20 protein-coding genes and 1 pseudogene are annotated in these 22,067 nt (G+C 64.1%); 8 read left to right on the top strand and 13 right to left on the bottom strand.

Annotated features, from left to right (window positions below; genetic code table 11):
- Positions 1 to 259: 259 nt before the first annotated feature.
- Positions 260 to 880, top strand: a complete 621-nt coding sequence (locus NKJ80_RS22340; RefSeq protein ID WP_031205123.1) for a hypothetical protein — start codon at positions 260 to 262, stop codon at positions 878 to 880.
- Between the two features lie 54 nt (positions 881 to 934).
- Here NKJ80_RS22340 and NKJ80_RS22335 read toward each other — a convergent pair whose 3' ends face one another.
- From NKJ80_RS22335 to NKJ80_RS22325, 3 genes are all read right to left on the bottom strand, one after another.
- Positions 935 to 2,083: an extracellular catalytic domain type 1 short-chain-length polyhydroxyalkanoate depolymerase gene (locus NKJ80_RS22335; protein WP_023814660.1), complete on the bottom strand. Its 1,149-nt coding sequence runs from the start codon at positions 2,081 to 2,083 to the stop codon at positions 935 to 937.
- A 210-nt stretch (positions 2,084 to 2,293) separates the two neighbouring features.
- Positions 2,294 to 3,280: an aldo/keto reductase gene (locus tag NKJ80_RS22330; protein ID WP_023814661.1), complete on the bottom strand. Its 987-nt coding sequence runs from the start codon at positions 3,278 to 3,280 to the stop codon at positions 2,294 to 2,296.
- A gap of 225 nt (positions 3,281 to 3,505) precedes the next feature.
- Complete coding sequence (locus NKJ80_RS22325) at positions 3,506 to 4,246, bottom strand: FadR/GntR family transcriptional regulator (protein ID WP_352498333.1); 741 nt, start codon at positions 4,244 to 4,246, stop codon at positions 3,506 to 3,508.
- A 122-nt stretch (positions 4,247 to 4,368) separates the two neighbouring features.
- Here NKJ80_RS22325 and NKJ80_RS22320 point away from each other — a divergent pair, with 122 nt between their 5' ends.
- Positions 4,369 to 5,271, top strand: a complete 903-nt coding sequence (locus NKJ80_RS22320) for an NAD(P)-dependent oxidoreductase (RefSeq protein WP_352498332.1) — start codon at positions 4,369 to 4,371, stop codon at positions 5,269 to 5,271.
- A 35-nt stretch (positions 5,272 to 5,306) separates the two neighbouring features.
- On the opposite strand, the gene NKJ80_RS22315 is transcribed toward NKJ80_RS22320, so the two are convergent.
- Positions 5,307 to 5,516: a hypothetical protein gene (locus NKJ80_RS22315; protein WP_023828275.1), complete on the bottom strand. Its 210-nt coding sequence runs from the start codon at positions 5,514 to 5,516 to the stop codon at positions 5,307 to 5,309.
- 686 nt (positions 5,517 to 6,202) lie between these two features.
- Here NKJ80_RS22315 and NKJ80_RS22310 point away from each other — a divergent pair.
- A complete protein-coding gene (locus tag NKJ80_RS22310) occupies positions 6,203 to 6,766 on the top strand; it encodes a hypothetical protein (RefSeq protein WP_023828277.1) in 564 nt (187 codons plus the stop codon).
- Positions 6,759 to 7,313, top strand: coding sequence for a hypothetical protein (locus NKJ80_RS22305; protein WP_023828278.1), 555 nt, complete (start codon positions 6,759 to 6,761; stop codon positions 7,311 to 7,313). Before NKJ80_RS22310 ends, NKJ80_RS22305 begins: the two co-directional genes overlap by 8 nt.
- Positions 7,314 to 7,325: 12 nt before the next feature.
- Here NKJ80_RS22305 and NKJ80_RS22300 read toward each other — a convergent pair.
- Positions 7,326 to 8,033, bottom strand: a pseudogene (locus NKJ80_RS22300) (SOS response-associated peptidase).
- Positions 8,034 to 8,707: 674 nt separating this feature from the next.
- On the opposite strand from NKJ80_RS22300, the gene NKJ80_RS22295 reads away from it, so the two are divergent.
- Positions 8,708 to 9,595, top strand: coding sequence for an AraC family transcriptional regulator (locus tag NKJ80_RS22295; RefSeq protein WP_352498331.1), 888 nt, complete (start codon positions 8,708 to 8,710; stop codon positions 9,593 to 9,595).
- A 323-nt stretch (positions 9,596 to 9,918) separates the two neighbouring features.
- Here the strand turns inward: NKJ80_RS22295 and NKJ80_RS22290 are convergent, their stop codons facing one another.
- Both NKJ80_RS22290 and NKJ80_RS22285 read right to left on the bottom strand, forming a co-directional pair.
- Positions 9,919 to 10,713: a FadR/GntR family transcriptional regulator gene (locus NKJ80_RS22290; protein ID WP_023671079.1), complete on the bottom strand. Its 795-nt coding sequence runs from the start codon at positions 10,711 to 10,713 to the stop codon at positions 9,919 to 9,921.
- A gap of 3 nt (positions 10,714 to 10,716) precedes the next feature.
- Positions 10,717 to 12,153: an FAD-binding oxidoreductase gene (locus NKJ80_RS22285; RefSeq protein ID WP_352498330.1), complete on the bottom strand. Its 1,437-nt coding sequence runs from the start codon at positions 12,151 to 12,153 to the stop codon at positions 10,717 to 10,719.
- Between the two features lie 160 nt (positions 12,154 to 12,313).
- Here NKJ80_RS22285 and gloA point away from each other — a divergent pair, with 160 nt between their 5' ends.
- The gene (gloA, locus tag NKJ80_RS22280; protein WP_023726498.1) at positions 12,314 to 12,724 is read left to right on the top strand and encodes a lactoylglutathione lyase; all 411 of its coding nucleotides are present in this window, start codon (positions 12,314 to 12,316) and stop codon (positions 12,722 to 12,724) included.
- A 74-nt stretch (positions 12,725 to 12,798) separates the two neighbouring features.
- Here gloA and NKJ80_RS22275 read toward each other — a convergent pair whose 3' ends face one another.
- The 4 genes from NKJ80_RS22275 to NKJ80_RS22260 all read right to left on the bottom strand — a co-directional run bounded on the left by NKJ80_RS22275 (position 12,799) and on the right by NKJ80_RS22260 (position 17,493).
- Positions 12,799 to 13,767 (bottom strand): ABC transporter permease, encoded by a 969-nt coding sequence (locus NKJ80_RS22275; protein ID WP_352498329.1) that lies wholly within the window; start codon positions 13,765 to 13,767, stop codon positions 12,799 to 12,801.
- Between the two features lie 4 nt (positions 13,768 to 13,771).
- On the bottom strand, positions 13,772 to 15,274 hold the full coding sequence (locus tag NKJ80_RS22270) for a sugar ABC transporter ATP-binding protein (RefSeq protein ID WP_352498336.1): 1,503 nt from the start codon (positions 15,272 to 15,274) through the stop codon (positions 13,772 to 13,774).
- A gap of 5 nt (positions 15,275 to 15,279) precedes the next feature.
- Positions 15,280 to 16,263 carry an ABC transporter permease gene (locus tag NKJ80_RS22265; RefSeq protein ID WP_352498328.1) on the bottom strand — a complete coding sequence of 328 codons (984 nt, stop codon included), beginning with the start codon at positions 16,261 to 16,263 and terminating at the stop codon, positions 15,280 to 15,282.
- Positions 16,264 to 16,422: 159 nt separating this feature from the next.
- Positions 16,423 to 17,493 (bottom strand): sugar ABC transporter substrate-binding protein, encoded by a 1,071-nt coding sequence (locus NKJ80_RS22260; RefSeq protein WP_023744122.1) that lies wholly within the window; start codon positions 17,491 to 17,493, stop codon positions 16,423 to 16,425.
- A gap of 305 nt (positions 17,494 to 17,798) precedes the next feature.
- Here NKJ80_RS22260 and NKJ80_RS22255 point away from each other — a divergent pair, with 305 nt between their 5' ends.
- Entirely contained in the window at positions 17,799 to 19,394 is a 1,596-nt protein-coding gene (locus NKJ80_RS22255) for a GMC family oxidoreductase (protein WP_352498327.1), read from the top strand.
- 458 nt (positions 19,395 to 19,852) lie between these two features.
- On the opposite strand, the gene NKJ80_RS22250 is transcribed toward NKJ80_RS22255, so the two are convergent.
- Positions 19,853 to 19,990 (bottom strand): endonuclease/exonuclease/phosphatase family protein, encoded by a 138-nt coding sequence (locus tag NKJ80_RS22250; protein WP_023691904.1) that lies wholly within the window; start codon positions 19,988 to 19,990, stop codon positions 19,853 to 19,855.
- Positions 19,991 to 20,176: 186 nt separating this feature from the next.
- Between NKJ80_RS22250 and rsgA the strand changes: the two genes are divergently transcribed.
- A complete protein-coding gene (gene rsgA, locus NKJ80_RS22245; RefSeq protein ID WP_352498326.1) occupies positions 20,177 to 21,190 on the top strand; it encodes a ribosome small subunit-dependent GTPase A in 1,014 nt (337 codons plus the stop codon).
- A gap of 60 nt (positions 21,191 to 21,250) precedes the next feature.
- Here rsgA and NKJ80_RS22240 read toward each other — a convergent pair whose 3' ends face one another.
- Complete coding sequence (locus NKJ80_RS22240; protein ID WP_352498325.1) at positions 21,251 to 22,042, bottom strand: sugar isomerase domain-containing protein; 792 nt, start codon at positions 22,040 to 22,042, stop codon at positions 21,251 to 21,253.
- Positions 22,043 to 22,067 lie beyond the last annotated feature (25 nt).

Genomic DNA, 22,067 nt, shown 5'->3' with positions numbered 1-22,067 from the left:
CCCCCCCCCCCCCCCCCCCCCCCCCCCCCCCCCCCCCCCCCCCCCCCCAACCCCCCCCCCCCCCCACCCCACCCCCCCCCCCCCCCCCCCCCGCCGCCCGCCCCCGGGGCCGAGGGTGCTGTCGGCGCGCTGCAAGCGACTTCAGATTCGGCCGTAAGGGGGCGGGTTCTCACCGGACCTGCCCCTTTTCGCTGTTGCCTTGGCTTGACCGGCTCTTGCCGTGTTAGCATCGAACCAGCGAAACCAGCCCCAGGAAAGCATGAGCCCGTCCCCGCAACTGATTGCCGAATGGCCGTTGTCGCCGTCAGCGACACTCGGGTCCGCCGTGCGCTCCAAGGGCATCGAACGTGAAGTCAGAGCCCGCCTGCCATGGGCAGTCAGGAAGCACGTCAAGGCCGAGACGGGCCGCATCGCATTGCGAATGTCGAAATCCGAAGCGGAAGCGTTCAAGGCCGCCTCTGCCAATATCTCCAAAACACTGGAGGGAGTGGAAGCGCTGCCTGTGCTTCCACGCGAGGTCGAGGATATCCTTACGATCTCTTCGCGCGAGCGCCACAAATGGCTCAAGGACGGTCGGCTGCAAAGCACCGGCACACGCACCGTCAAGATGCGTGGGCGATCAAAGTCTGTCACCTTCCACGTTTTCGACCCGCGCCACATCGAGGACGTCCTGGACCGCGATTTGGCAACAGTCTGGAGAGAGCAGGATGTCCAGGCGGTCGCCGAGAACAGGCGGCGCGGCGCGGGCAAGGCCGCGTTGACGCGCGCGGTAAAAGGCACCGGGCAGGCACGCACTGCGAGGAAGGCCCGGAACACGGACGGCCCGCCGCCCGGATTGAAGGGCTGGGATGCGTTCGAGGACGAAGGCCTGCTGCGATAATGATGCTGGTGCTTGCCCTTGTCTTTTGGGCGTGTGCGGGGGCGAGCCTCCGCCTCAGCGCATCAATCCCGCTGCCCTGAGCGCGTCCTCGATGACCTTGGTAATCCCGCCCGCCGGACCGCCTGGCGGATTGACAGGCTCCGGGGGCGGATCGACACGGACGGCTCGCGGTTTTTCCTTCGGCGAGAAAGGCTGCAATGCAGTGCCTGAAGCGGCCTCGGCTTTCGCCGCGCGTCGTACGTCTGGCTTCGTCAGCCCCCAGAAACGGGCGATGTGGCGCGTCGAGGAAATCCCGACATCCAGCATGAACGGCCCTGCTTTGCCGAGAGCATTGTCGCCGCTCGCCTGCAATGGCGTGCCATGGCCCATGCCGGCAATGCTGTATGCCTCGACCACGTCGCGGCCTTTGCCATCGCACCAGACTTTTCGGCTCTGACCGTCGACCTTTTCCGTGCGTGTCGGCGCTTGAGCGAGGCCGTGCACGCCCTGCCATTGCGCCAGCACCGCGTCGGCATTGGAAGGCACCACGGTCGTATCGGCCGAGCCCTGCCAGACCGAAATCCTCGGCCACGGCCCCTTGTGCGGCGAAGCTTCCCGCAACAGACGCTGCAGGTCGCTTCTGGACGGTCCGCCATGGCCACGCATGCGGTCGAAGGCTTCGGGGATGGTCGAGGCGCTGCCATAGGCAAGCCCGGCAATGATCGCGCCACCGGCAAACACGTCCGGGTAGGTCGCCAGCATCACCGCCGCCATGGCGCCGCCGGCGGAAAGACCGGTGACGAATATCCGCTTGCGGTCGAGACCGTGGGTGACCACCGCCGCCTCGATCATCTGGCGGATGGACAGTGCCTCGCCGCTGTCGCGGCTTACATCGCCCGGCACGAACCAGTTGAAGCAAAGATTGGCGTTGTTGGCGCGCTGCTGCTCGGGGAGAAGCACGGCAAAACCCTGCTCGGCAGCAAGTTCGGTCCAGCCGGAACCATGATCGTAAGCGGCTGCATTCTGGGTACAGCCATGCAGCACCACGACCAGCGCTGCCTGCTTCGGCAGGTTTTCAGGGAGATAAAACCGCGCGCGCAAGGCGCCGGGATTGGACCCGAACCCTGTCATCTCGGACAGGTGATCGTCCTTGCTCTGTCCTGCACCGGCTGGCCGGCCGCGCATCGCGCTCAGCCGGGCGATCGTATCGGATATGTCTCGCAAATCGGTATCCTTGCGCGCCGGAATGGGCAGACTCGTGCACACAACGCACACGCAGGAATATCGTTGCTGCACTGCACAATAACAAGCGGCGCGGCCGATTAAATGACCCCGGTGGATCACAGGATCCGCTGCACGGCTTGTGACGGACCAGCGCAATTTGGCCCGGCTGACCTCTTGTCAGTTAGCCGGTCGAGGCCGGCAGGCGCCGGGTTACCAGCGCTGATGCACGTAGGGCTTGATGTTCTCATCATAGACCGCCTTCACCTTGGCCATCAACTCGGAGGACAACGGCGCAAGCTCCGCCGCTTCCGCATTGGAAACCGCCTGCGCCGGATTGCGGGCGCCGGGGATGACGACCGTCACAGCGTCGAACATCAGGATCCAGCGCAGAGCGAATTTCGCCATGGTGGTGTCGCCTGACACCAGCGGCCGCACCTTCTCGACCGCCGCCAGGCCGACCTCATAGGGCACGCCCGAAAACGTCTCGCCGACATCGAAGGCTTCGCCATTCCTGTTGAACAGGCGATGATCGGTGCTCTCGAACTTGGTGTCCGTCCTGAACTTGCCGGACAGCAGGCCGCTGGCCAGCGGCACGCGGGCGATCACGGCGACATCGTTCTTTTTCGCCTCAGCGAAGAACAGCTCGGCCGGGCGCTGGCGGAAGGCGTTGAAGATGATCTGCACGCTGACGACGCCGGGATATTGCATCGCCTTCAGCGCCTCTTCGACACGCTCGACGCTGACGCCGTAATTGCGGATCTTGCCCTGCTCGGTGAGCTTGTCGAGACGCTCGAACACTTCCGGGTGGTAATAGAGATCGGTCGGCGGGCAATGCAGCTGCACCAGGTCGAGCGTGTCGGTCTCGAGGTATTTCAGGCTGCGGTCGATCCAGCCGATGAGGTTCTCGACGCTGTAGCCCTCGACCGTCTGCTTCGGCAGCCGCCGTCCGGCCTTGGTGGCGATGAACGGGCGCGCGCCACCGCGTTCCTTCATCACCCGTGCGATCAGCTTTTCCGAACGGCCGTCGCCATAGACGTCGGCGGTGTCGAGGAAGCTGACGCCGGCATCAAGCGCGGTATGCAGGGCGGCGACCGCATCGTCGTCATTGACCTCGCCCCAGGCGGCGCCGATCGCCCAGGCGCCGAAGCCGATCTCGCTGACTGATCTGCCGGTACGGCCAAACTTCCGTGACTGCATTTTGCTTCCTGACTTGCGGCTTTGATGACGGTTCTGATTTCGGGAGCCTCATACCGCATGGCAACGCGATTGACATCCCTCTTCCTGGGATTTACCAGACTACAGGGTTGTATGACAACCCGGCAAGATTGCAACAATTTGGAGCCGGGAGGAACATGTCGTCGATGCGCGAACTTTATCTCGGCGGGGTCGCCGGATGAGCAGTCCGTCAACCGTGGTCGGCTCCTAATCGTGAACAGCCTTGTCGCGCAGATCCTCGAAGCGGGCATAGCTTTTGGTCAGATGGCTGCGCATGGCGCGGCGCGCGGCGTTGACGTCCCTGGCTTCGATGGCCCCGAGAATGGCGCGGTGCTCGCGCTGCATGCGGTCGAGATATTTTTCCCGCTCGGCCTCCGTCATCCGGTCGAGCCGCGTCCAATGGCGCGGGACCATGGCGCTGCCGAACGTGTCGAACAGCCGGGTGAAATTCGGGTTCTGCGTCGCGGCGAGAATGGCGCGGTGGAAGCCGAAATCCTCTTCCGAGCCGGAGCCGCCGGCACGCACCGCCGCCTCCAGCGCGTCGAGCCGAGCGCTCATCTGTTGAAGCGCCGCCTCGCTGCGGCGTTCGGCGGCGAGACCGGTCGCCTCCACCTCGATGCCCATGCGCAGTTCGAGCACGCGCAGCACCTCGTCGATCGATTCGAGATCGTCGGGCAGCACGGAAAAAATCTTCGGCGGCGGATCCTTGGCGACGAAGGCGCCGAGCCCCTGGCGCGTGGTAATCAGCCCGCGCGCACGCAGCGCCGCCAGCGCCTCGCGCACCACGGTGCGGCTGACGCCTGTGGCAGCAACAATCTCCTGCTCGGTCGGCAGCCGCTGCCCCGGTGCAAGGTCACCGGATTCGATCTGCGCAATCAGCGTGTTGACCAGACCCGTCCGCAGGTTGGGCGCCTGCGGAATGGCGTCGAAAGTCATGGGGTCCGCCATCGGTGGCACTCCGGTTCGATTCTTGTTCGAAGGCCGAATCTTATTCAAAGAATTGCATCGACGGGTGCCCGCCGCAAGGTGACGAAAGTTCGGCCCGTTGGCACGGGCCATAGGAGGATTGCATGAAAGAACGCATCGGTTTCATCGGCCTGGGCAGCATGGGCGCCGGCATGGCCGACAATCTGCTGCGCAAGGGCTGGCCGCTGACGGTGCATGTCCACCGCAGCCGCACCGCCGCCGACCGGCTGATCGCCGCCGGCGCCACCGAAGCGCCAAGCCCGCGCGCGCTCGCCACCGCGAGCGACATCGTCATCCTGTGCGTCACCGGCTCGCACGAGGTCGAAGCGCTGGTCAAAGGCCAGGATGGCCTTGCTGCGGCAGCTAAGCCGTTGCTGATCATCGACTGCTCGACCTCCAACCCGTCATCGACGACAGCGCTTGCCGCCGACCTCGCGGAGCAGGGCATGACGCTGATCGACGCGCCGCTGGCGCGCACGCCCAAGGAAGCCACCGAGGGCAAGCTCGACGTCATGGTCGGCGGTGCGGCCGAAATCGTCGCCCGCGCCCGGCCGGTGCTCGAGGCCTTCGCCGCGCGTGTCGTCCACACCGGCCCGACCGGCAGCGGCCACACCATGAAGCTGCTCAACAATTTCGTCTCGATGGGCTATTCCGCGATCTACTCGGAAGCGCTGAGCCTCGGCACCAAAGCCGGGCTGACGCCGCAGGTCTTCAACAGCGTCATCTCCGGCAGCCGCATGGATTGCGGCTTCTACCAGGCCTTCTTCGATTTCGTCCTCAACCGCAACGAAAACGCCCAGCGCTTCGCCATCGCCAACGCGCTGAAGGACATGACCTACCTCGCCTCCTTCGCGCAAGCAGCCGGCATCGCCAATCCCATCGGCGCGGCGGTGCGCAATGGCTTTGCCACTGCCGTCACGACAGGCCACGGCGAGAAGTTCGTGCCGGCGCTGTCGGATATTGTGGCGGGGTTGAATGGGGTGTCGCTGGTGGAGCCGGCGGAGTGAAGAGCGGCTCGATTATCGCCGCCAATCACAAGCGGTCACCCCAGCACAGGCGGAGTAGGATCGTAGCCGATTGAAACGATCCCCGGATGCCGGTGGGCTATGGCGAGTATCTGGGTCTCAAGCTCGCAGTTATAGGCCATCAGCGCCTTTACGGTCTCAAGCGGGCTGTCATAGCGGGCAATCAACTTCACGGCTTCTGAGTGCAACTCGGCTTTCGCTTCCTCGTCAAAGTGCATCATACCCATTGCCGTCCTCCTATCGTGCCGCGCGACGTGGTGCGGTAAGCGCATCAAGCCGTTCCTGAAGATGCCCATTGAGCACGATCATTTCCTTCAGTGCCTTCATCACATCGCCCTTGTGGACGGCGATGAAATCTTCGGCGTGAGCTTGGAGCGGCTTCCTGCCGACTGTTTAGTGTCACGATGCGGTCCATAGCGATTACTCCAAGCGATGCATGGTCACAGTGAACAAAAAGAGAACATAAATGTCAAGGACGAATTGACTCGGCGAGGAACTCATTCCTATTTTCTAATATGCCCGAGCAGCCCAGAAAACCCCGCCGCCTTGTGCAGACCCTGAGCAAAGCACATGAGGTTGGGCAGCTGATCCGTGTCCGCTGCTTCAACTGCAACATCACGCGCCACTATCTGCCTGGCGACCTTGCCAAGCTGGTTGGAGACATTCCGTTTTGGGACGTTGACCGGCACATGCGTTGCGAGCGGTGCAAACGCCGCGAGCTTGACGTCGACATCCTGCTGCCCAGCGCGTCGGAGAGCATGAAAATACGCGTGAGACGGCTTGTTGAAATCCGAATGGTGCGCAGAGTGATTTGGCGTGACGAGACGTGATGGACCCCAAGGCCGTTCTACTTTCGCTTTGTGTTTTTGGACACAGCGTGATTACTTCAGGATGATTTTGAGGAAGGGGCTCAATGTTGAAAGCTATTGTGGCTGCCGCTTTCGCGTTGGCTCTAGCGGGCTGGACTTTGTCGGCCCACGGGGAAGATGCGTCCCGAGAGAAATGCACCTGTGATCTCGAACGTGGTCCCGTCCAAGAACATGGAGCCGTGGTGAACAATGCCACCGCCTGCTGGTCTACTGTAGATGTGCAACGACAGTGGTGCCAAATTACAGTGCAGGCACTAGAGGGCGATCTGAAGCACGACGCCATCATCAGGGAATTTATTCGGGCCGGCGATCCGGAAAGCTTAGTGGCCGTCCTTCAGAATTTGGCGGCGAGCTCGACAACGCCAGACGCGGACCAAAGCGAAGTTGCCAAAGCGAAAGCAGAACTCCCCGCTGTCATCAAGAGCTTCGACAAACTGACGGCAACCTGTATCGATGGGTTCCTTAAACCCTCAGAAAACAAAGAGGAGCGCACCGAGATTGTCGATGGCGCCTTTGCCTGCCGCGTTGGGAAGGAGACTGGCTGGTTGCGGCTTTCGTACATGGTAGGCGAGGTCCAATTCGTCTTTATGATCGCTCCACATGGCTGATTCATCGAAGAAGCCTCGCTCGTGGATTACGTGGATTGCAGGGACAGGGATCTTGGCGGCTATCGTCCTCGGGATTGCAGGCGGCCCCCTGGGGGAGTTTGGAAACTACCTTAAAGAACTGGGACGCAACTTCTTTTTCCCGCCATCGCAGGAAGTCAAAATAGACTTCAATGCCACCCGCGCCTGCTCACAAGGCAGGATGGTTGACCTCCGCAAGATGTTCGCAGACCCCAACACACCGCTTACCAACGGCGCTGACATGCTCACGATCTGCGATGTCGACTCTCTCCAGACCGTCCGCCCTAACCTACCGTACGAACTGTCGAGACGCTTCCCGGGATGCCTAGTCTGGCGGGGAAAGGAGAGTGGCGGCTTGATTATGGTGCGAAAGAGCGATGCCATTTGCGCCTTACCGGGCGGCACCAATTTCATGTGTGACGGCGCGAAGGCACGCCACTTTACAGGGACGAACACCATCGCAGATTCGGTTGACGCGGTGAAACCCTGTTCGGACGACACCCTGCGCCAATTTGGCTTTCGGTCCTGATTCCGCTTAGGCCTAAAACAGCGAGCCTTGAGCCGGCGCCGGCGGCGCTTGAGTGGGAAACTTGATCTGCGTGGCAGGCTTCTCGACAATCACAAGGGCATCGTCCGGCGCAGTGCGCTGCAGCCGCTTGGCCTCGGACCATGGCGCGGTCAGCCACGTCTCCGTCTCCTCTTGCGTCCTCAGGATCACCGGCATCGCCTTTTCGTGGATCGGCTTGATGAGAGCATTGGGCTCGGTGGTCATGAATCCGTAGAGCTCGAAGTCGCTGGGGCCGTCCTTGACCTTTCGCACCCCATGCCACGCCGTCCAGAGGCCAGCGAAGAAGAACAGCGGGCGCTCCTCATTGAGCGCGAACCAATAGTTCCGCTGGACGCCTGTCTCGGGGTCTTTGTCGCCGGGCGTTGGGCTGGGTTCTGCGAAGGTCGTAACCGGCACCACGCAGCGGTTCTCGACACCGACATACTGCTGCCAATGGCCATATTGCGGGTTGCGGATGTTGGTGGTGCCATAGTCCGCCTTGCCCTTCACCCGCTCGGCCGGCGTCGGCATACCCCAGAGCAACTTCGCCATCTCGCGCTGCCCGTCCGAGGCACTGCGGACCACGGGCCCAGGCATGTTGGGATATCAACTGATGGATCAAGGTTGCCCAGAATGTCCCGAACGTCCGCGTCCACTGGCGGATGGCTCTTGAGACGTGGTGAGATTGTAGAGATTGCAAATGGCCACACTCTGCCGTGAGAGCATGCCGGCGACTAGCGGAGAAATTGTGCTGGCGTTTTCGGTTTTTGCCGCGAGTTGAACGGGGTGTCGCTGGCGGAGGCGCCCATGCGTGAGATGCGATAGTCTGACGCGCCAGCAGGCTAGTTTTCTCAATGGAAGTGGAAAAATGCGAAAACGCCTATTTTGCGCTGGAAAATTATGCGTTTGCGCATATTCATAGTGGCTGAGCGGATTCTTCCGCTTTGATACGACTTCCCCGGATGGCTCGGGGAAGAAGGCACCCGTAGCAGGGGTGCGCCATCCAGCGACGCCCGGTGGGGCGGGGTGTGAGCGCTTTTGCGGGCCGACTCACCCCTCCATCGCGCTGGAATGTCAATTGATCCTGATTTCATGACTCGGTGACAAGAGTCCCGGCCGAAAAACCGATTCGTTTCAAGGCTTTCTGGGGATAACGGGCCTGATCGGTGGAAAACCGGCCAAGGATTCCGACGAAACGGCTCAATGAGACCGTACACCGACTCCTTCATGGCACCGGCGGCGCCGGCCCCCTCGGCAGATCGGGCGCGCCTCTCGCCACCGCTGGCCGCACCCCTCCATCCATGCCAAACCGCAAGATCGGTCGAGCGCGACATCTCCAAGAGCGCCTATCTGGTGTCGCCACGCAGGACGAGACGATGAAGACGGCACTTGAAAACTACCATGCCCGGATGCAGCGGGTGCTGGACCACATCGACCAGCATCTGGACGGCGATCTGGGCCTGGAAGCGTTGAGCGGCGTCGCGGCGTTCTCGAAATACCATTTCCACCGGCAGTTCACGTCAACCTTCGGCTTGTCCGTGCATCGCTATGTCCAGCTCGCCCGCCTGAAGCGCGCTTCGTACCGGCTTGCCGAGAGCGACGCCCAAAGCGTCACCGACATAGCGATGGATGCCGGTTACGACGCACCGGATGCCTTCGCCCGCGCCTTTCGGCAACGGTTCGGACAATCGCCTTCGTCGTTCCGGAAGTCTCCCGACTGGGGGGCGTGGCTCATGGCCTTCGGGCCGCTCGACAAAGCAAGGACCACGCTCATGCAGATAATCTTCGAACCCGCCGACGTGATGATCCGCGATGTGCCGCCGACGCCGGTGGCGATCATGGAGCATCGCGGCGACCGGGCGACGCTCCAGGACACCATCCAGCGCTTCATCGCCTGGCGCAAGGCGGCCGGGCTCTCGCCCGAGACAAGCCCGACCTTCAACATCTTCCGTTCCGAAAGGGAGCCGGCGAACCCGGCCGATTACAGCATGGATATTTGTGCCGGAACCGACCTGCCGGTAGAAGGCGGGCCGATCGAGGCCGCGCAGATGAAGGCCGGCGTGATCCCCGGCGGACGCTGCGCGGTGCTGCGCTATCCCGGCAACACCAACAATCTCGAGCCCGCAGCGCTCTACCTCTACCGCGAATGGCTTCCGGCCAGCGGCGAGGAGGCGCGCGACTTTCCGATCTATTGCCAGCGGCACTTTTCGTCGAACGGACCGGTGCGCGAAGTGGTGCTTGAGCTGTTTCTGCCGCTGAAATAGCGCGGTGGGGTGGCGGCCTATCTCCGGCCCTGAGCTGGTTGAGCCGACGACCGTGTGAAATCTGATATGGCGCTCCCCCACTCCGTCTCGGCTTCGCCGAGCCACCTCTACCCCCACATTCGTGGGGGAGAGGAAACCAAAGCTTTTGAAGGGCTGCGATCTCGGAGATTGGCATTTCCTCATCCCCCATGAAATGGGGGGTCCGAAGGACGGGCGAGACCCGTGGCTCGCCCCGGCAAGGTGGCTCGGCGAAGCCGAGACGGAGTGGGGGTCAGCGCCGCCATAGGCGATTGGCCCAGCGCGCGGACAAGGCAAGGCTATCCCTAAGCCTGCCCGCGCACAGCCTTCCGCAACCGCGAATGCCGTACCGGAGACGCTGCCTCGGGCCCCGGCGCTATCTCCGCAGCTTCCCCCTCATGCAACCCCACCCGCAGCGCCGCGCCCGCCAGATGGTCGCGCATCGCGGCTTGCGCCCCTTCGGCGTCGCCGGCACGGATCGCTCTCAGGATGCGCTCATGTTCGCCGAGCGTGATGCGGGCCATGTCGTCCGACTTTTGCTGGTTGCCGGCAGCGAGAATGCTTTCGCGCACCCGCTCGGACACGAAGACCAGGAATTGGCCCATGTAGGAATTGCGCGTCGCCTCGGCGACGGTGCGGTGGAATTCGAGGTCGCTGCGCAGCCAGGCGACGCTGCCATAGGGGGCGGCGCGCATGCCGGACAGCGCATCGCCCATGGCTTTGAGATCGGCGTCGCTGCGCCGTTTTGCGGCAAGGGCCGCCGCCTGCACTTCGAGGATGCCACGCAGTTCGAACAGATTGCGAAACGAGTCGGCGCGCTGCAGCGTCTCATGGTCGATGGTCAGCACCGTCGGGTTGTTGCTCTCGACCACGAAGGCGCCGCGCCCCTGCTGCGACCAGATTCGGCCTTCCGAGCGCAGCCGCGCGATCGCCTCGCGCACCACGTTGCGGCTGACCCCGAAAGTGGTTGCCAGCGCCGCCTCGGTCGGCAGCTGGTCACCCGGCTTCAGCCGGCCTTGCGCGATCTCGCGCGAGATGGAACTGGCCACCAGAGTGGAGAGGTGTGGGCCGCGATTGACCTTGTCGAGTTTCAGCGTCATCGCTCACCTATAGTCGACGGCGGGTGCGGACGCCAGAATGCGGCCGTTGCTGAGAATGTGGCGCGGGTCGAATGCGTCCTTGATGCCGGCGGCGAGGTCGAGCGTCACCGGATCGATGCGTTCGAGGAACGCCTTCTGCTTGACCCGGCCGATGCCGTGCTCGGCGCTGATAGAGCCGCCATAGCGATCGACGACGGTGAAGATCTCGGCTTCCGCCTGCTCGAACAGATGTTCCATCGCCTCGGTGCCCATGCCTTCCGGCGGCACGACGTTGAGGTGGATGTTGCCGTCGCCGACATGGCCGTAGGTGACGGCCAGCGCGTCGGGCCGGGCTTTCTCCAAGGCGGCCAGCGCATCGGTGACGAAATCGGCAAGCCTGGAGATCGGCACCGACACATCGGTGCGCAAGTAGCGCCCGCCCCTGCCCTGCCGCTCGACCATGATCTCGCGGTAGAGCCACAACCGCTCACCTTGAGCCCTGGTCGAAGCGATGACGCCGTCCTCGACGATGTCCTCGACGCTGCCGAGAAACCCCAGCAGCATATTGGAGAGGTCGATCAGCCCGCCCGACGACACCTCGATCAGCACATAGACGGGATAGGGCTGGCTGAGCGGATCGGGAAAATTCTGGCCTTCGCGCATGGTGATCTCGATGCCGCCGCGCAGGATCAGCTCGAAGGCGGTGAGCAGGTCGCTGCAGTCGCGCCGGGCGCGGGCATAGAGCGCCATCGCATCCTCGACGGAGCGCAAGCCGACCAGCGCGGTTTCGATCTGCGTCGGCTTGGGGAACAGCTTCAGCGCCGCTGCGGTGACGACGCCTAGCGTGCCCTCCGAGCCGATGAAGATCTGCTTCAGATCATAGCCGCGATTGTCCTTGCGCAGCACTTTCAGCCCGTTCCAGATGCGGCCGTCGGCCAGCACCACTTCGAGGCCAAGCACCAGGTCGCGCGTCATGCCGTAGCGCAGCACGTTGAAGCCGCCGGCATTGGTGGCGACATTGCCGCCGATGCAGCAGCTGCCTTGCGCGCCGAAGGTGATCGGCAGCAGGCAGTCGCTCGCTTCAGCCTCGCGCTTGGCGTCCTCGAGGATGCAGCCGGCCTCGACCACGATGGCAAAGTCGATCGGGCTGATCGAGCGAATCTTGTTCATGCGCTCCAGCGAGATGACGATCTCGCCGCCATCCGCCGCCACTGCGGCGCCGACGAGCCCGGTCAGGCCGCCTTGCGGCACGACCGGAATGCGCTCGGCATGGCAGAACCGCATCAGTGCCGACATCTCCTCAACCGAAGAGGGCCGCGCCACCGCCAGCGGCCGGCCGAAATGATCGCCCGACCAATCGCGGCTGTAGCGCGCCAGATCCGCTTCATCGGTCAGCAGCCCGCCATTCGGCAGCAGGCCGGCGAGGGCTGCGATCTGCGATGCGGAGGGCGCGGCATTCATGGATTGGCTCTGGGCCCCTTGGCAAAACGACTGGACAAATACCTGCGTTGTCGTGTTATCATACAACCCTGATTTAGAACATCAAGCGAGGCCATTTGCCGTCAAGCGTTCGATGTGGATGATCAGACCCGCAAATCACAGAATTCGGAGGACTCCCCCAATGAGCGACGCCCCGGGCTTTCGCTATATGCACACCATGATCAGGGTGCTCGACCTCGACAAGTCGATCGCCTTCTACACCGAGGTGCTTGGCATGACCCTGCTGCGCCGCGACGACTACCCCGGCGGCAAGTTCACCAACGCCTTTGTCGGCTACGGCCCCGAGGAAAAGGAAGCCGTCGTCGAGCTGACGCTGAACTGGGGCCGCGAGGAGCCCTACGAGATCGGCACCGGCTTCGGCCATCTGGCGCTCGGCGTCAACGACATCTACGCCGTCTGCGCCGAACTGGAAAAGCGCGGCGCCAAGATCCAGCGCAAGCCCGGCCCGATGCAGCACGGCACCACCCACATCGCTTTCGTCGAAGACCCCGACGGCTACAAGATCGAGCTGATCGGCCTCGACACGATGTGATCCGATCGGGCCGGACCGCATCGGCCTCGCGCCGATGCGGTCCCGTCCTGTCCGCGCTTGCCCGGGAGGCGGGATCACTTGATGACCGCGATCTTGCTGCGGTCGATGGTGATGGCGACGGCAGCGATCAGCACCGCGCCGAACACCATGTTTTCCAGGAAAATGTTGACGCCGACAAAGGTCATGCCGATGCGCACGATCGAGATGATCAGCGCGCCGACCGCCGTGCGGGCAACGCCGCCGAGCCCGCCGGTGATCGCCGTGCCGCCGACAATGACGGCGGCGATGGCCGGCAGCAGCAGCTGGTTGGCCAGCACCGGCGAGCCGCTCGACAGCCTGGCCGCCAGCACGACGCCGGCGATGGCCGCGAGCATACCCGACGCGGCAAAGGCGATGATCTTGGTGCGGTCGACATTGATGCCCGCGGCCCACGCCGCCGGCTCGCCGGCGCCGACCGCAATCGCCTGGCGACCGAAGCGTGTGTAGCGCAGCGCCAGAAAGGCGGCGATGCCGATCACCGCCGAAATCAGCACCACCACGGGAATGCCGGCGACAGTGGCGTTGATCCAGGCGGTGTTTTCGCGACCAGCCTCCTCGATGGTGATGGCGCGGCCATTGGAGACCCATAGCGCCAAGCCGGTGACGACGCCGCCGGTTGCGAGTGTCGCGACGAAGGACGGCACGCGCAGCTTGACGTGGACGACGCCGCTCAGGATGCCGAAGGCAAGCCCCGACAGGATCGCCACCGGAAAGGCGGCAAGGCCGAGCGAAGGCAGCAATTGCGCCAGGATGACGCTGGCCAGCGATGCCACCGCCTGGATCGACAAATCGATGCCGCCAAGCAGGATGGCGAAGGTGACGCCGGTCGCCAGGATGAACAGCACGGCAGTGTTGGCAAACAAAAGCGCCACGGTCTCGCCGGTCAGGAAGCCGGGCGCGGCGATCTCGATGATCAAAAGCAGGCCGACCAGCAGCACCAGCGGAATGGCGCCTTGCGTCCACTTGCCCTCGAAAACCCGCCTGATGGAGAACGCTTCATTCATCGGCTCACACCATTGCCCTGAGAAGATCGACCTGGTTCGGCTTGTTGCCCGGGCTGGCATCGAAGCGCGCGGTGATTGCACCATCGCGCATTACCAGCACCTGGTGCGACAGGCCGATCGTTTCCTCCAGCGTGTCGGAAATCAAAAGGATCGCCACGCCTTGCGCGGAGAGGTCGCGCACCAATTCGTAGACCTCTTCCTTGGCGCCGACATCGAGCCCGCGTGTGGGATGGTCGAGCACCAGGATGCGCGAGCCCGCCGTCATCCAGCGCGCCAGCACCACCTTCTGCTGGTTGCCGCCGCTGAGCTTGCGGCAGGCGGCATCGGGGCCGGGCGCCTTGATGCGCAGCCGCTTGATCCAGTCGGCGGCAAGCCGGCGCTCCTTGCCATAATCGATGGCGCCATGGCGCATGACGCTGGAGAGATCGGCCAGCGAAATGTTCTCCGCGATCGACAGGAACATCACCAGCCCTTCGAGCCGGCGCTCGCGCGGGACATAGCCGACGCCCTTGCGCACCGCCGGCTCCGGCGAGGAGAAGCGCACGGCATCGCCGGCGATTTTCATCTCGCCGGCATCATGCTGGACGAAGCCGCCAAGGGTGCGCGTCACCTCCTCGCGGCCGGAGCCGACAACGCCGGCAATGCCGACGATCTCGCCGGCCCGGATCGAGAGATCGACGCCGTGATAGAAACCGTTGGCGCTAAGGCCCTTGGCCTCGACCATCACGGTACCGCGCGGCGCCAGCTGGCGGGCCTCGCGATAATACTCCGCCTGCAGGCCGCGCCCGACCATGATCTCGTGCAGCTCAGGCGCGGTGACTTCGGCTGCACGATGTCCGGCAACGACGGCGCCATCCTTCATCGTGTAGACGCGGTCGGAGATATTGAGCACCTCGTCGAGGCGGTGCGAGACGAAGACGAAGCTGGCGCGGGATTTGAGCGAGCGCACCCGCGCGAACAGCACCTCGATGTCGGCGGCGTTGAGCACCGAGGTCGGCTCGTCGAGCAGGATCAGCAACTGCCGCTCGACCACTTCCTCCAGGGTCAGCGCCTTGGCGAGCTCGACCATCTGGCGCGCCGCGAAGGTGAGTTCGGAGGTGCGCGCGGTGACGTCGATGTCGATGCCGATCTTGGCCAGTTGCCGCCGCGCCGCCGCGTTCATGGCGCGCCAATTGACGAGGCCGAAGCGGGTGAAGCGGTCCTCTCCGCCGAGATAGATGTTTTCGGCAACCGTCAGGTTCAGCACCAGCGACTGCTCCTGGAACACCATGCCGATGCCATGCCTGGCCGCATCACGGGCGTTGCGCATGCGCAGCTGTTCGCCGTCCAGTGTGAGCGAGCCGCCATCCGGCCGGTAGCCGCCGGCCAGCACCCGCATCAGCGTCGACTTGCCGGCGCCGTTCTCGCCGATCAGCCCGACAACTTCATTGGGCCGCACCTCGATGGAGACGTCGCGCAGCGCCTGGACGCCGGGGAAATTCTTGATGATGTTGGACGCCTGCAGCATGGCGTTCACTTGACGATTTTCAGGCGGACACGGTCGAGCGACAGCGCCACCGCGGCGATGATCATCAGACCCTGCACCGTCTGCTGGATGTAGGGCGAGATGCCGAGCAGGATCATGCCATTGGCAAGCACGGTGACGATCAGCACACCGATCAGCGTGTTGACCACACCGCCCTCGCCGCCGGTCAAAGCGGTGCCGCCGACGACCACTGCGGTAACCGCGGCAAACAGCCTGCCGTCGCCGATGACGGCATGCGACTGGCCGAGCTGTGCCGCGGCCAGCACACCGGCAATGCCGAAGAAGAACCCGGCCAGCGCAAAGGCGATGATGCGCACGCGCACGACATTGACGCCGGAGAGCTTGGCGACATCCTCATCACCGCCGATCGCCAATATGTGGCGGCCGAGCTTGGTGTGGTACTGGATGACGGTGGCGAGCAGGAAGGCGCCGAACGCGACCCAGACCGCCACCGGCAGGCCGAGGAAACGGTGCAAGGCCAGGTCGCGGATCGAGGCGTCGTTCAGCTTGATGGCCGTGCCGCCCAGCATATAGACCGACAGGCCGAGGCCGATGAACCACATGCCGAGCGTGCCCATGAAGGACGGGATGCGCAGCATGGTCTGGACGAGACCGCTGACGAAGCCCATGGCGGTGGCGGCGGCGATGGCAGCGAGCACCGCCCACCAGCCATAGTCGTTGCCGTTGCCGTCATTGGCGGCGAGCAGCACAAGCACCATCGCCGCCACCGAAAGCGTGCCTTCGACTGCGAGGTCGATGCTGCCCATCAGGATGATGAAGGTCAGCCCCATCGCCAGCGTCAGCGGCACGGCGGCGGAATTCGCAAGCCGCACCAGATTGCGCAGCTCGATGAAATTGGGGTTGGCAATGGCGATGAGTACGCAGAGTACAATCAGCACCGCCAGCGGCGCCAGGCTGCGCCAGCGCCTGCCGCCCAGGAATGTCGCGATGCGGCCGGGGAACGGTGTCATGGGCGTCGTCCGCTCGATGTCCGAAACGGACTTCAGGGGTTCTGTATGGATTGTCAAGAAACCGCTTCCCGTCTGCTGGTGACAGCCGTCGCGACAAGGGGATCGCGACGGCTGCGGGAGGAAGCGGGCCGCCAGGGAGTTGCAGCCCACTCCGATGGATCAGGTGCGGATTGCTCCGGTGACCCGGCCCCACAGATCGTTCCAGTCGATCTCGGGCTTCGCATCGACATTGGTCTTGTAATATTCCTCGACATTGTCGTGCGAGATCAGCACCGCCTTGCCGTAGAACTCGCGGTGCTCCGGGGGCTCCTTGGTCGGGTCGAACTTGCCGATCTTGGCGTTGTAGCCGATGGCTAGACCCATGCCGCCCTGCCAGAACGGATCCGAAGTGACCGTGCAGGCGAATTCGCCGGTGCGCACCGCATCGACCGCCGTCTTGATGCCGTCGACGCCGACGATCGGCACCTTGCCGGCGAGATTTTCGGCACGCAACGCTTCCAGAGCGCCCGAGCCCATATCGTCATTGGCCGCCCAGATGCCCTTGATGTCGTCGCCGAAGCGGGTGAGCAGATTGCCCATCAGGTCGAAGGCTTCGGTCGACTTCCAGTTGGCGACCTGGAAGTCGAGCAGCTTGATGTCTGGGTTGGCAGCAAGGGCTGCGTCGAGGCCCTTCTTGCGCTCGATCGCCGCCGTGGTCGAGATCAGGCCGCCGAGCGCTACGATGCCGCCCTTGCCGCCAATGGTCTTGAACAGGATCTCGGCGATGGTCTTGCCGCTGTCGATGCCGTCGAACTCGATATGCGAGACATAGTTCGGGTTGAAATCCTTCGGGTGCAGATCCCCAGGCTTGTTCCACTGCGTCACCACATAGGCGCCGGCCTTGGCGCAGGCCTCGACGATCGGGCGCGCATCGGGCGTGTCGTTGGGATCGGAATTCAGCACCATGTTGCCGCCGGTCTTGGCCAGCATCGCCTTGATGTCGGCAATGCCCTTCTCGCTGTTGCCTTCCGAAACCAGCGTGACGTGTTCCAGCCCGGCCCATTTGGCATACGCTTCCGCGCCGGTCTTCCACACCGCGTGATAGGGGTTGGACAGCGAGCGGATCGACGTCACCAGCGTCGGCTTTTCCTGCGCGCGCAGCACGCTCGGCATCGCGAGTGCCGCCACGCCGGCGGTGGCGCCCATCATCAGCGTGCGCCGGTTGACCGCAAAATTCTTCGTGTCGTTCATACCTCGAAACCTCCCGATTGAATTCTGTTCCGCCCGGCATCTTGCGCAGGGAGCGCGGCCGGGACCTCCTGGTGAGGATCGTCAAGCTCCTCCACTTGTACGACAACCCTTCAACACGATAACCATACCCTTTCTCTTGACGTGGCACAAGCGACTTGAGATCGTCGCGCGCAAGAGGAAGGGGCGGTGATTTTCATCGCCCGCCGGAGCATGATCCCTAGAAGTGGGAACCGGTTTTCTCGGACAAATCGGGAAACCGTTTTGTCCGGAGATCATGCTCCAACAAAGAGAACCCGGGAGTGGAAATGACGGATTACATCATTGTCGGCGGCGGTTCGGCTGGCTGCATTCTGGCCGCCCGGCTGAGCGAGGACCCGGACGTGTCCGTCGTGCTGCTCGAGGCCGGTCCGCCCGACACCGACCGCTACATCCATTTGCCGGTCGGCTTCTTCAAGATGACGTCGGGGCCGCTGATCTGGGGTTATGACACCGCGCCCGGCAAGGAGATCGACGGCCGCACCATGGTCTATCCGCAGGCCCGCGTGCTGGGCGGCGGCTCCTCGATCAACGCCCAGGTGTTCACCCGCGGTTGCCCTGAGGATTATGACGGCTGGGCGACTGAGAATGGCTGTGCCGGCTGGAGCTATGCCGACGTGCTGCCCTACTTCGTCCGCTCCGAGGGCAACGACACTTTTGCCGATGCGCAGCACGGCACTGACGGCCCGCTCGGCGTCTCCAGCGGCGCGCCGCATCCGCTGACCCGCATCTTCGTCAAGGCGGCGCAGCAGGCGGGCCTTCCTTTCCGCGCCGACTTCAACGCCGGTAAGCAGGCGGGCGCCGGCTTCTACCAGACGACGACGCGTCGGGGGAAACGCTCGAGCACGGCGGTCGCCTATCTGAAGCCGGCGCTCGGCCGCAAGAATCTGACGCTACGCACCGACGCCTCGGTCAGCCGCATCGTGGTCGAGAACGGCCGCGCCATCGGTGTAGAGATCATCGTCAATGGCCGCACCGAACTGCTCCGCGCCGAGCGCGAAGTCATCGTCGCCGCCGGCGCCATCGGCTCGCCGAAATTGCTGATGCTGTCCGGCATCGGCCCGGCCGTGCATCTCGGCCAGCACGGCATCGAGGTGGTCCACGATTCCAAAAACGTCGGCCAGAATCTGCACGATCACATGGACGTCGATGTCGTCGCCGAGCTCAACGGACCGCACGGCATCGACCGTTACAAGAAGAAGCGCTGGCAAGCGGTCGCCGGTCTTGAATATGCGCTGTTCGGCAAGGGGCCGGTGGCCTCCAACATCGTCGAGGCCGGCGGCTTCTGGTGGGGCGACCGCGCGGAGAAGACGCCGGACATCCAGTTCCATTTCCTGCCCGGCGCCGGCGTTGAGGAAGGCATCGGCTCGGTTCCCGGCGGCAATGGCTGCACGCTGAACTCCTACCATGTGCGCCCGCGTTCGCGCGGCAGCGTCACGCTCAAGTCCGCGGACCTGCGCGATGCGCCCATCATCGACCCCAACCCGTTCGCCGAGCGCTATGATCTCGAACGCGCCATCGACGGCATCGAGATCAGCCGCGAAATCCTGTCGCAGCCAGCCTTCGCCAGATACATCAGCCGCGAGCATCTGCCCGGCAAGGCGATGCAGGGGCGCTCAGCACTCGAAGCCTTCGCCCGAGAACATGGCCGCAGCGCCTATCACCCAGTCGGCACCTGCCGGATGGGCGGCGATGCCGACAGCGTCGTCGACCTCGAGCTTCGCGTGCGCGGGCTGCAAGGCCTGCGCGTCTGCGACAGCTCGGTCATGCCGAGCATCGTGTCGTCGAACACCAACGCCGCCGTGGTCATGATTGCGGAGAAGGCGGCGGATCTGATTGCGGGGCGAACGCTGCCGGTGGCGTAAGCAGGACAATCGCATGTGGTGGCGCCATGCGATTGCCCTGCCTTGAGCACCTGTCGCTGAGCGCATAGCACTCGAACCGCACTAAAAACGACAGCCTCCCGCAGCGCCTTCAACCGACGCTTGCGCAACCCACCAACCGACCGGAAACCCCCGGTTGCGGGCTCGTTGCCGACGCCTGCGCGGGGATGTGAAAGCGCTTTTGCGCCAGTCCGCGATCACACCATATGAACCGATCCAACCTCTGCTAGCTTGTGGGCGTGGGACTTGTCCCGCTTTGGCCGGTGCTTCAGGCAACCCCATCCCAACCCCCCGCCCCCTGCGGTACCGGCCATCCCCTCCCCCTTTTGGCGGGCTTCTCGACCTGCCATCCTCAGCCGTCCCTGCCAACTTCGAGGTCGACGAAGAGGCTTGATGCGTTGCATGCAAATCCAAACCATCGGGCAGCGTATCGAGGAATTTCACATCGGCTGTCTGGACGACGTCCTGGAGAGCGACAGATCGGGGTCGAGCCGCCTCAGCTCCCGGTTGATGGCCGCCAGGCGCTCCGGTTCGCCTTCCGTGTTGCAGACATTGAGAGTAACGACGCGTAAGCGCATCAACGAACCACCGCCGCCATGCGTTCCAACGTGGTGCGCGAAACGGCTCGGCCATCGGCGCGGTTCGGCTTGCCAAATTCCGCCATGCCGCCCATACACGGCTTGAACAACCGCCCCGAGGGTCCGCGCCCATTTTGCCAAAGGATACTCTCCGATGTCTGTGACGCCGTCCCCCTGGTCAAAGCCGTGACGGCCTCCCTCGCAAGCCTGGGCTGGACGGATTTCTTCGGCGACCAGCTTGAAGCCGATGAGGCAGACCTCGTGCCGACGCGCATCGCCTCGGTGCACCGTGACCGCCTGGCCGGTCTGTCTCTGTCAGGGCCAGTGGATCTGACGCTGCCGGCCAATGCCAACACCGGCGACTATGCCGTCGGCGACTGGGTGCTGGTCGAGCCGCATACGCATCTGCTGCGCCGCCGCCTGACCCGCAAGACGGTGCTGGAGCGCCGCACACAGGGCGGCAGGGTGCCGCAGCTGGCCGCGGCCAATGTCGACACGCTGTTTATCGTGACGTCCTGCAATGCCGATTTCAACATCGCCCGGCTCGAGCGCTATCTGGCGCTGGCCAACGAGGCCGGAACGACGCCGGTGATCCTGCTGACCAAGGCCGACACCGCTGACGATGCCGAGGCTTACCAAAGCCAGGCCGCCGCCCTGCAGCGTGGACTGGCCGTGGTGATGCTGAACCCGCGCGTCGCCGATGCCGCAGCGGCGCTTGCTCCCTGGTGTGGCGCAGGGCAGACGGTGGCGCTGGTCGGCTCCTCCGGGGTCGGCAAATCGACGCTGGTCAACACGCTGGCCGGATCGGCGCAGCAATCGCCGCAACAGACGGCGGGCATCCGCGAACACGATGCCAAGGGTCGCCACACCACCACGGCGCGGTCGCTGCACCCCATTGCCGGTGGCTGCTGGGTAATCGACACGCCGGGCATGCGCACGCTGCATGTCAGCGACGTCGCCTCCGGCATCGACACGCTGTTTGCCGAAATCACCGAGCTCGCACCGCTGTGCAAATTCCGCGACTGCACCCATGTCCACGAACCGGGCTGCGCGGTGCAGGCTGCGTTGAAGGCGGGTACGCTCGACCCTGAGCGCCTTGCCCGCTGGCGCAAGCTGTCGGAGGAAAACCAGGGCAACACGCCGGTTCAGAGCGGCCCGCGCGGCAACAAATCGCCTGCCGGGCGCCCGAAGCGGCGTTGAGAGGATAGGAATTGCGGAACGAGACGTCGGAGGCCCGGCATGTGCCGGGCCTCCCTTTTTTCACTCTCCGCGCATCGTTGCCTGGAAGGTCGGCAGGTGCTTCTGCTGCGCCTCCAGCATGCGCTCGCGGTAGACGCCGTAGATGACGTCGGTGTCGTGCAGCGTCACGCCGGCAATGGTCGGCGAGGCGAAGACCGGCAGTTCGATGCCGCGCTTGGCGAGCTGCTCGGCCGTGCGCGCGATCAGCTCATGCGCCAGGATCATGGCAAGCACCGTCGATGAGCCCGACACCGGCCGGCTCCAGCCCTCGACCGGCACGATGGCGTCCTCGATCGGCGAACAGGTGTCGATGACGAGGTCGGCGGCATCCGCCAGCCGCTTGCCGGACGAGTGCGTCGCCGGCTTGTCCAGATTGTTCTTGCTGGTGACAGCGACGACGAACATGCCGCGCTTCCTGGCATAGAGGGCCGTGTCGATGCCCGACGAATTGAGGCCGCTATGGCCGAAGATGATGATGGAATCGCCCTTGTTGAGCGGCTGGTGGTCGAGGAATTTTTCGGCGTAATTTTCGGTTCGCTCCAGCCACAAAAGCTCGCGCACGCCGCCGGCGCCGAGCACATTGTGCCACATCACGCGCGGGTCGGTCAGCGGGTTGAAACCGACATAGCTGCCATAGCGCGGAAACACTTCCTGCACCGGCAGCACCGAATGGCCGGAGCCATAGAGATGCACCAGCCCGCCGCCCTCGAGCGAGTCGGCAAAGCGGCTGGCGGCCTGGCCAAAGGCCTCTTCATTGGCTTTCGCAGCCTGGTCGATGAGGGTGGCGAGACGGTGGATGTAGAGATCGGACACGTGGGTACTCCTGTTTGCTGTGTCG

It is taken from the genome of Mesorhizobium sp. M0030 (assembly GCF_040323695.1).
In the GTDB taxonomy this organism is placed as follows: domain Bacteria; phylum Pseudomonadota; class Alphaproteobacteria; order Rhizobiales; family Rhizobiaceae; genus Mesorhizobium.
Note: the sequence above shows the minus strand (reverse complement) of the source record. Positions and strands in the feature narration are given on the sequence as shown.

Excerpts from the sequence above, each read along its gene's own strand:
- NKJ80_RS22290 (WP_023671079.1), bottom strand. The coding sequence starts at position 10,713 with ATGACGCTGAAACTCGACAAGGTCAATCGCGGCCCACACCTCTCCACT.
- NKJ80_RS22255 (WP_352498327.1), top strand. The coding sequence starts at position 17,799 with ATGACGGATTACATCATTGTCGGCGGCGGTTCGGCTGGCTGCATTCTG.
- NKJ80_RS22250 (WP_023691904.1), bottom strand. The coding sequence starts at position 19,990 with ATGCGCTTACGCGTCGTTACTCTCAATGTCTGCAACACGGAAGGCGAA.
- NKJ80_RS22305 (WP_023828278.1), top strand. The coding sequence starts at position 6,759 with ATGGCTGATTCATCGAAGAAGCCTCGCTCGTGGATTACGTGGATTGCA.
- gloA (WP_023726498.1), top strand. The coding sequence starts at position 12,314 with ATGAGCGACGCCCCGGGCTTTCGCTATATGCACACCATGATCAGGGTG.
- NKJ80_RS22320 (WP_352498332.1), top strand. The coding sequence starts at position 4,369 with ATGAAAGAACGCATCGGTTTCATCGGCCTGGGCAGCATGGGCGCCGGC.
- NKJ80_RS22260 (WP_023744122.1), bottom strand. The coding sequence starts at position 17,493 with ATGAACGACACGAAGAATTTTGCGGTCAACCGGCGCACGCTGATGATG.
- NKJ80_RS22325 (WP_352498333.1), bottom strand. The coding sequence starts at position 4,246 with ATGGCGGACCCCATGACTTTCGACGCCATTCCGCAGGCGCCCAACCTG.
- NKJ80_RS22265 (WP_352498328.1), bottom strand. The coding sequence starts at position 16,263 with ATGACACCGTTCCCCGGCCGCATCGCGACATTCCTGGGCGGCAGGCGC.
- NKJ80_RS22310 (WP_023828277.1), top strand. The coding sequence starts at position 6,203 with ATGTTGAAAGCTATTGTGGCTGCCGCTTTCGCGTTGGCTCTAGCGGGC.
- NKJ80_RS22315 (WP_023828275.1), bottom strand. The coding sequence starts at position 5,516 with ATGGGTATGATGCACTTTGACGAGGAAGCGAAAGCCGAGTTGCACTCA.
- NKJ80_RS22340 (WP_031205123.1), top strand. The coding sequence starts at position 260 with ATGAGCCCGTCCCCGCAACTGATTGCCGAATGGCCGTTGTCGCCGTCA.
- NKJ80_RS22270 (WP_352498336.1), bottom strand. The coding sequence starts at position 15,274 with ATGCTGCAGGCGTCCAACATCATCAAGAATTTCCCCGGCGTCCAGGCG.
- NKJ80_RS22285 (WP_352498330.1), bottom strand. The coding sequence starts at position 12,153 with ATGAATGCCGCGCCCTCCGCATCGCAGATCGCAGCCCTCGCCGGCCTG.
- NKJ80_RS22275 (WP_352498329.1), bottom strand. The coding sequence starts at position 13,767 with ATGAATGAAGCGTTCTCCATCAGGCGGGTTTTCGAGGGCAAGTGGACG.
- NKJ80_RS22295 (WP_352498331.1), top strand. The coding sequence starts at position 8,708 with ATGAAGACGGCACTTGAAAACTACCATGCCCGGATGCAGCGGGTGCTG.
- NKJ80_RS22330 (WP_023814661.1), bottom strand. The coding sequence starts at position 3,280 with ATGCAGTCACGGAAGTTTGGCCGTACCGGCAGATCAGTCAGCGAGATC.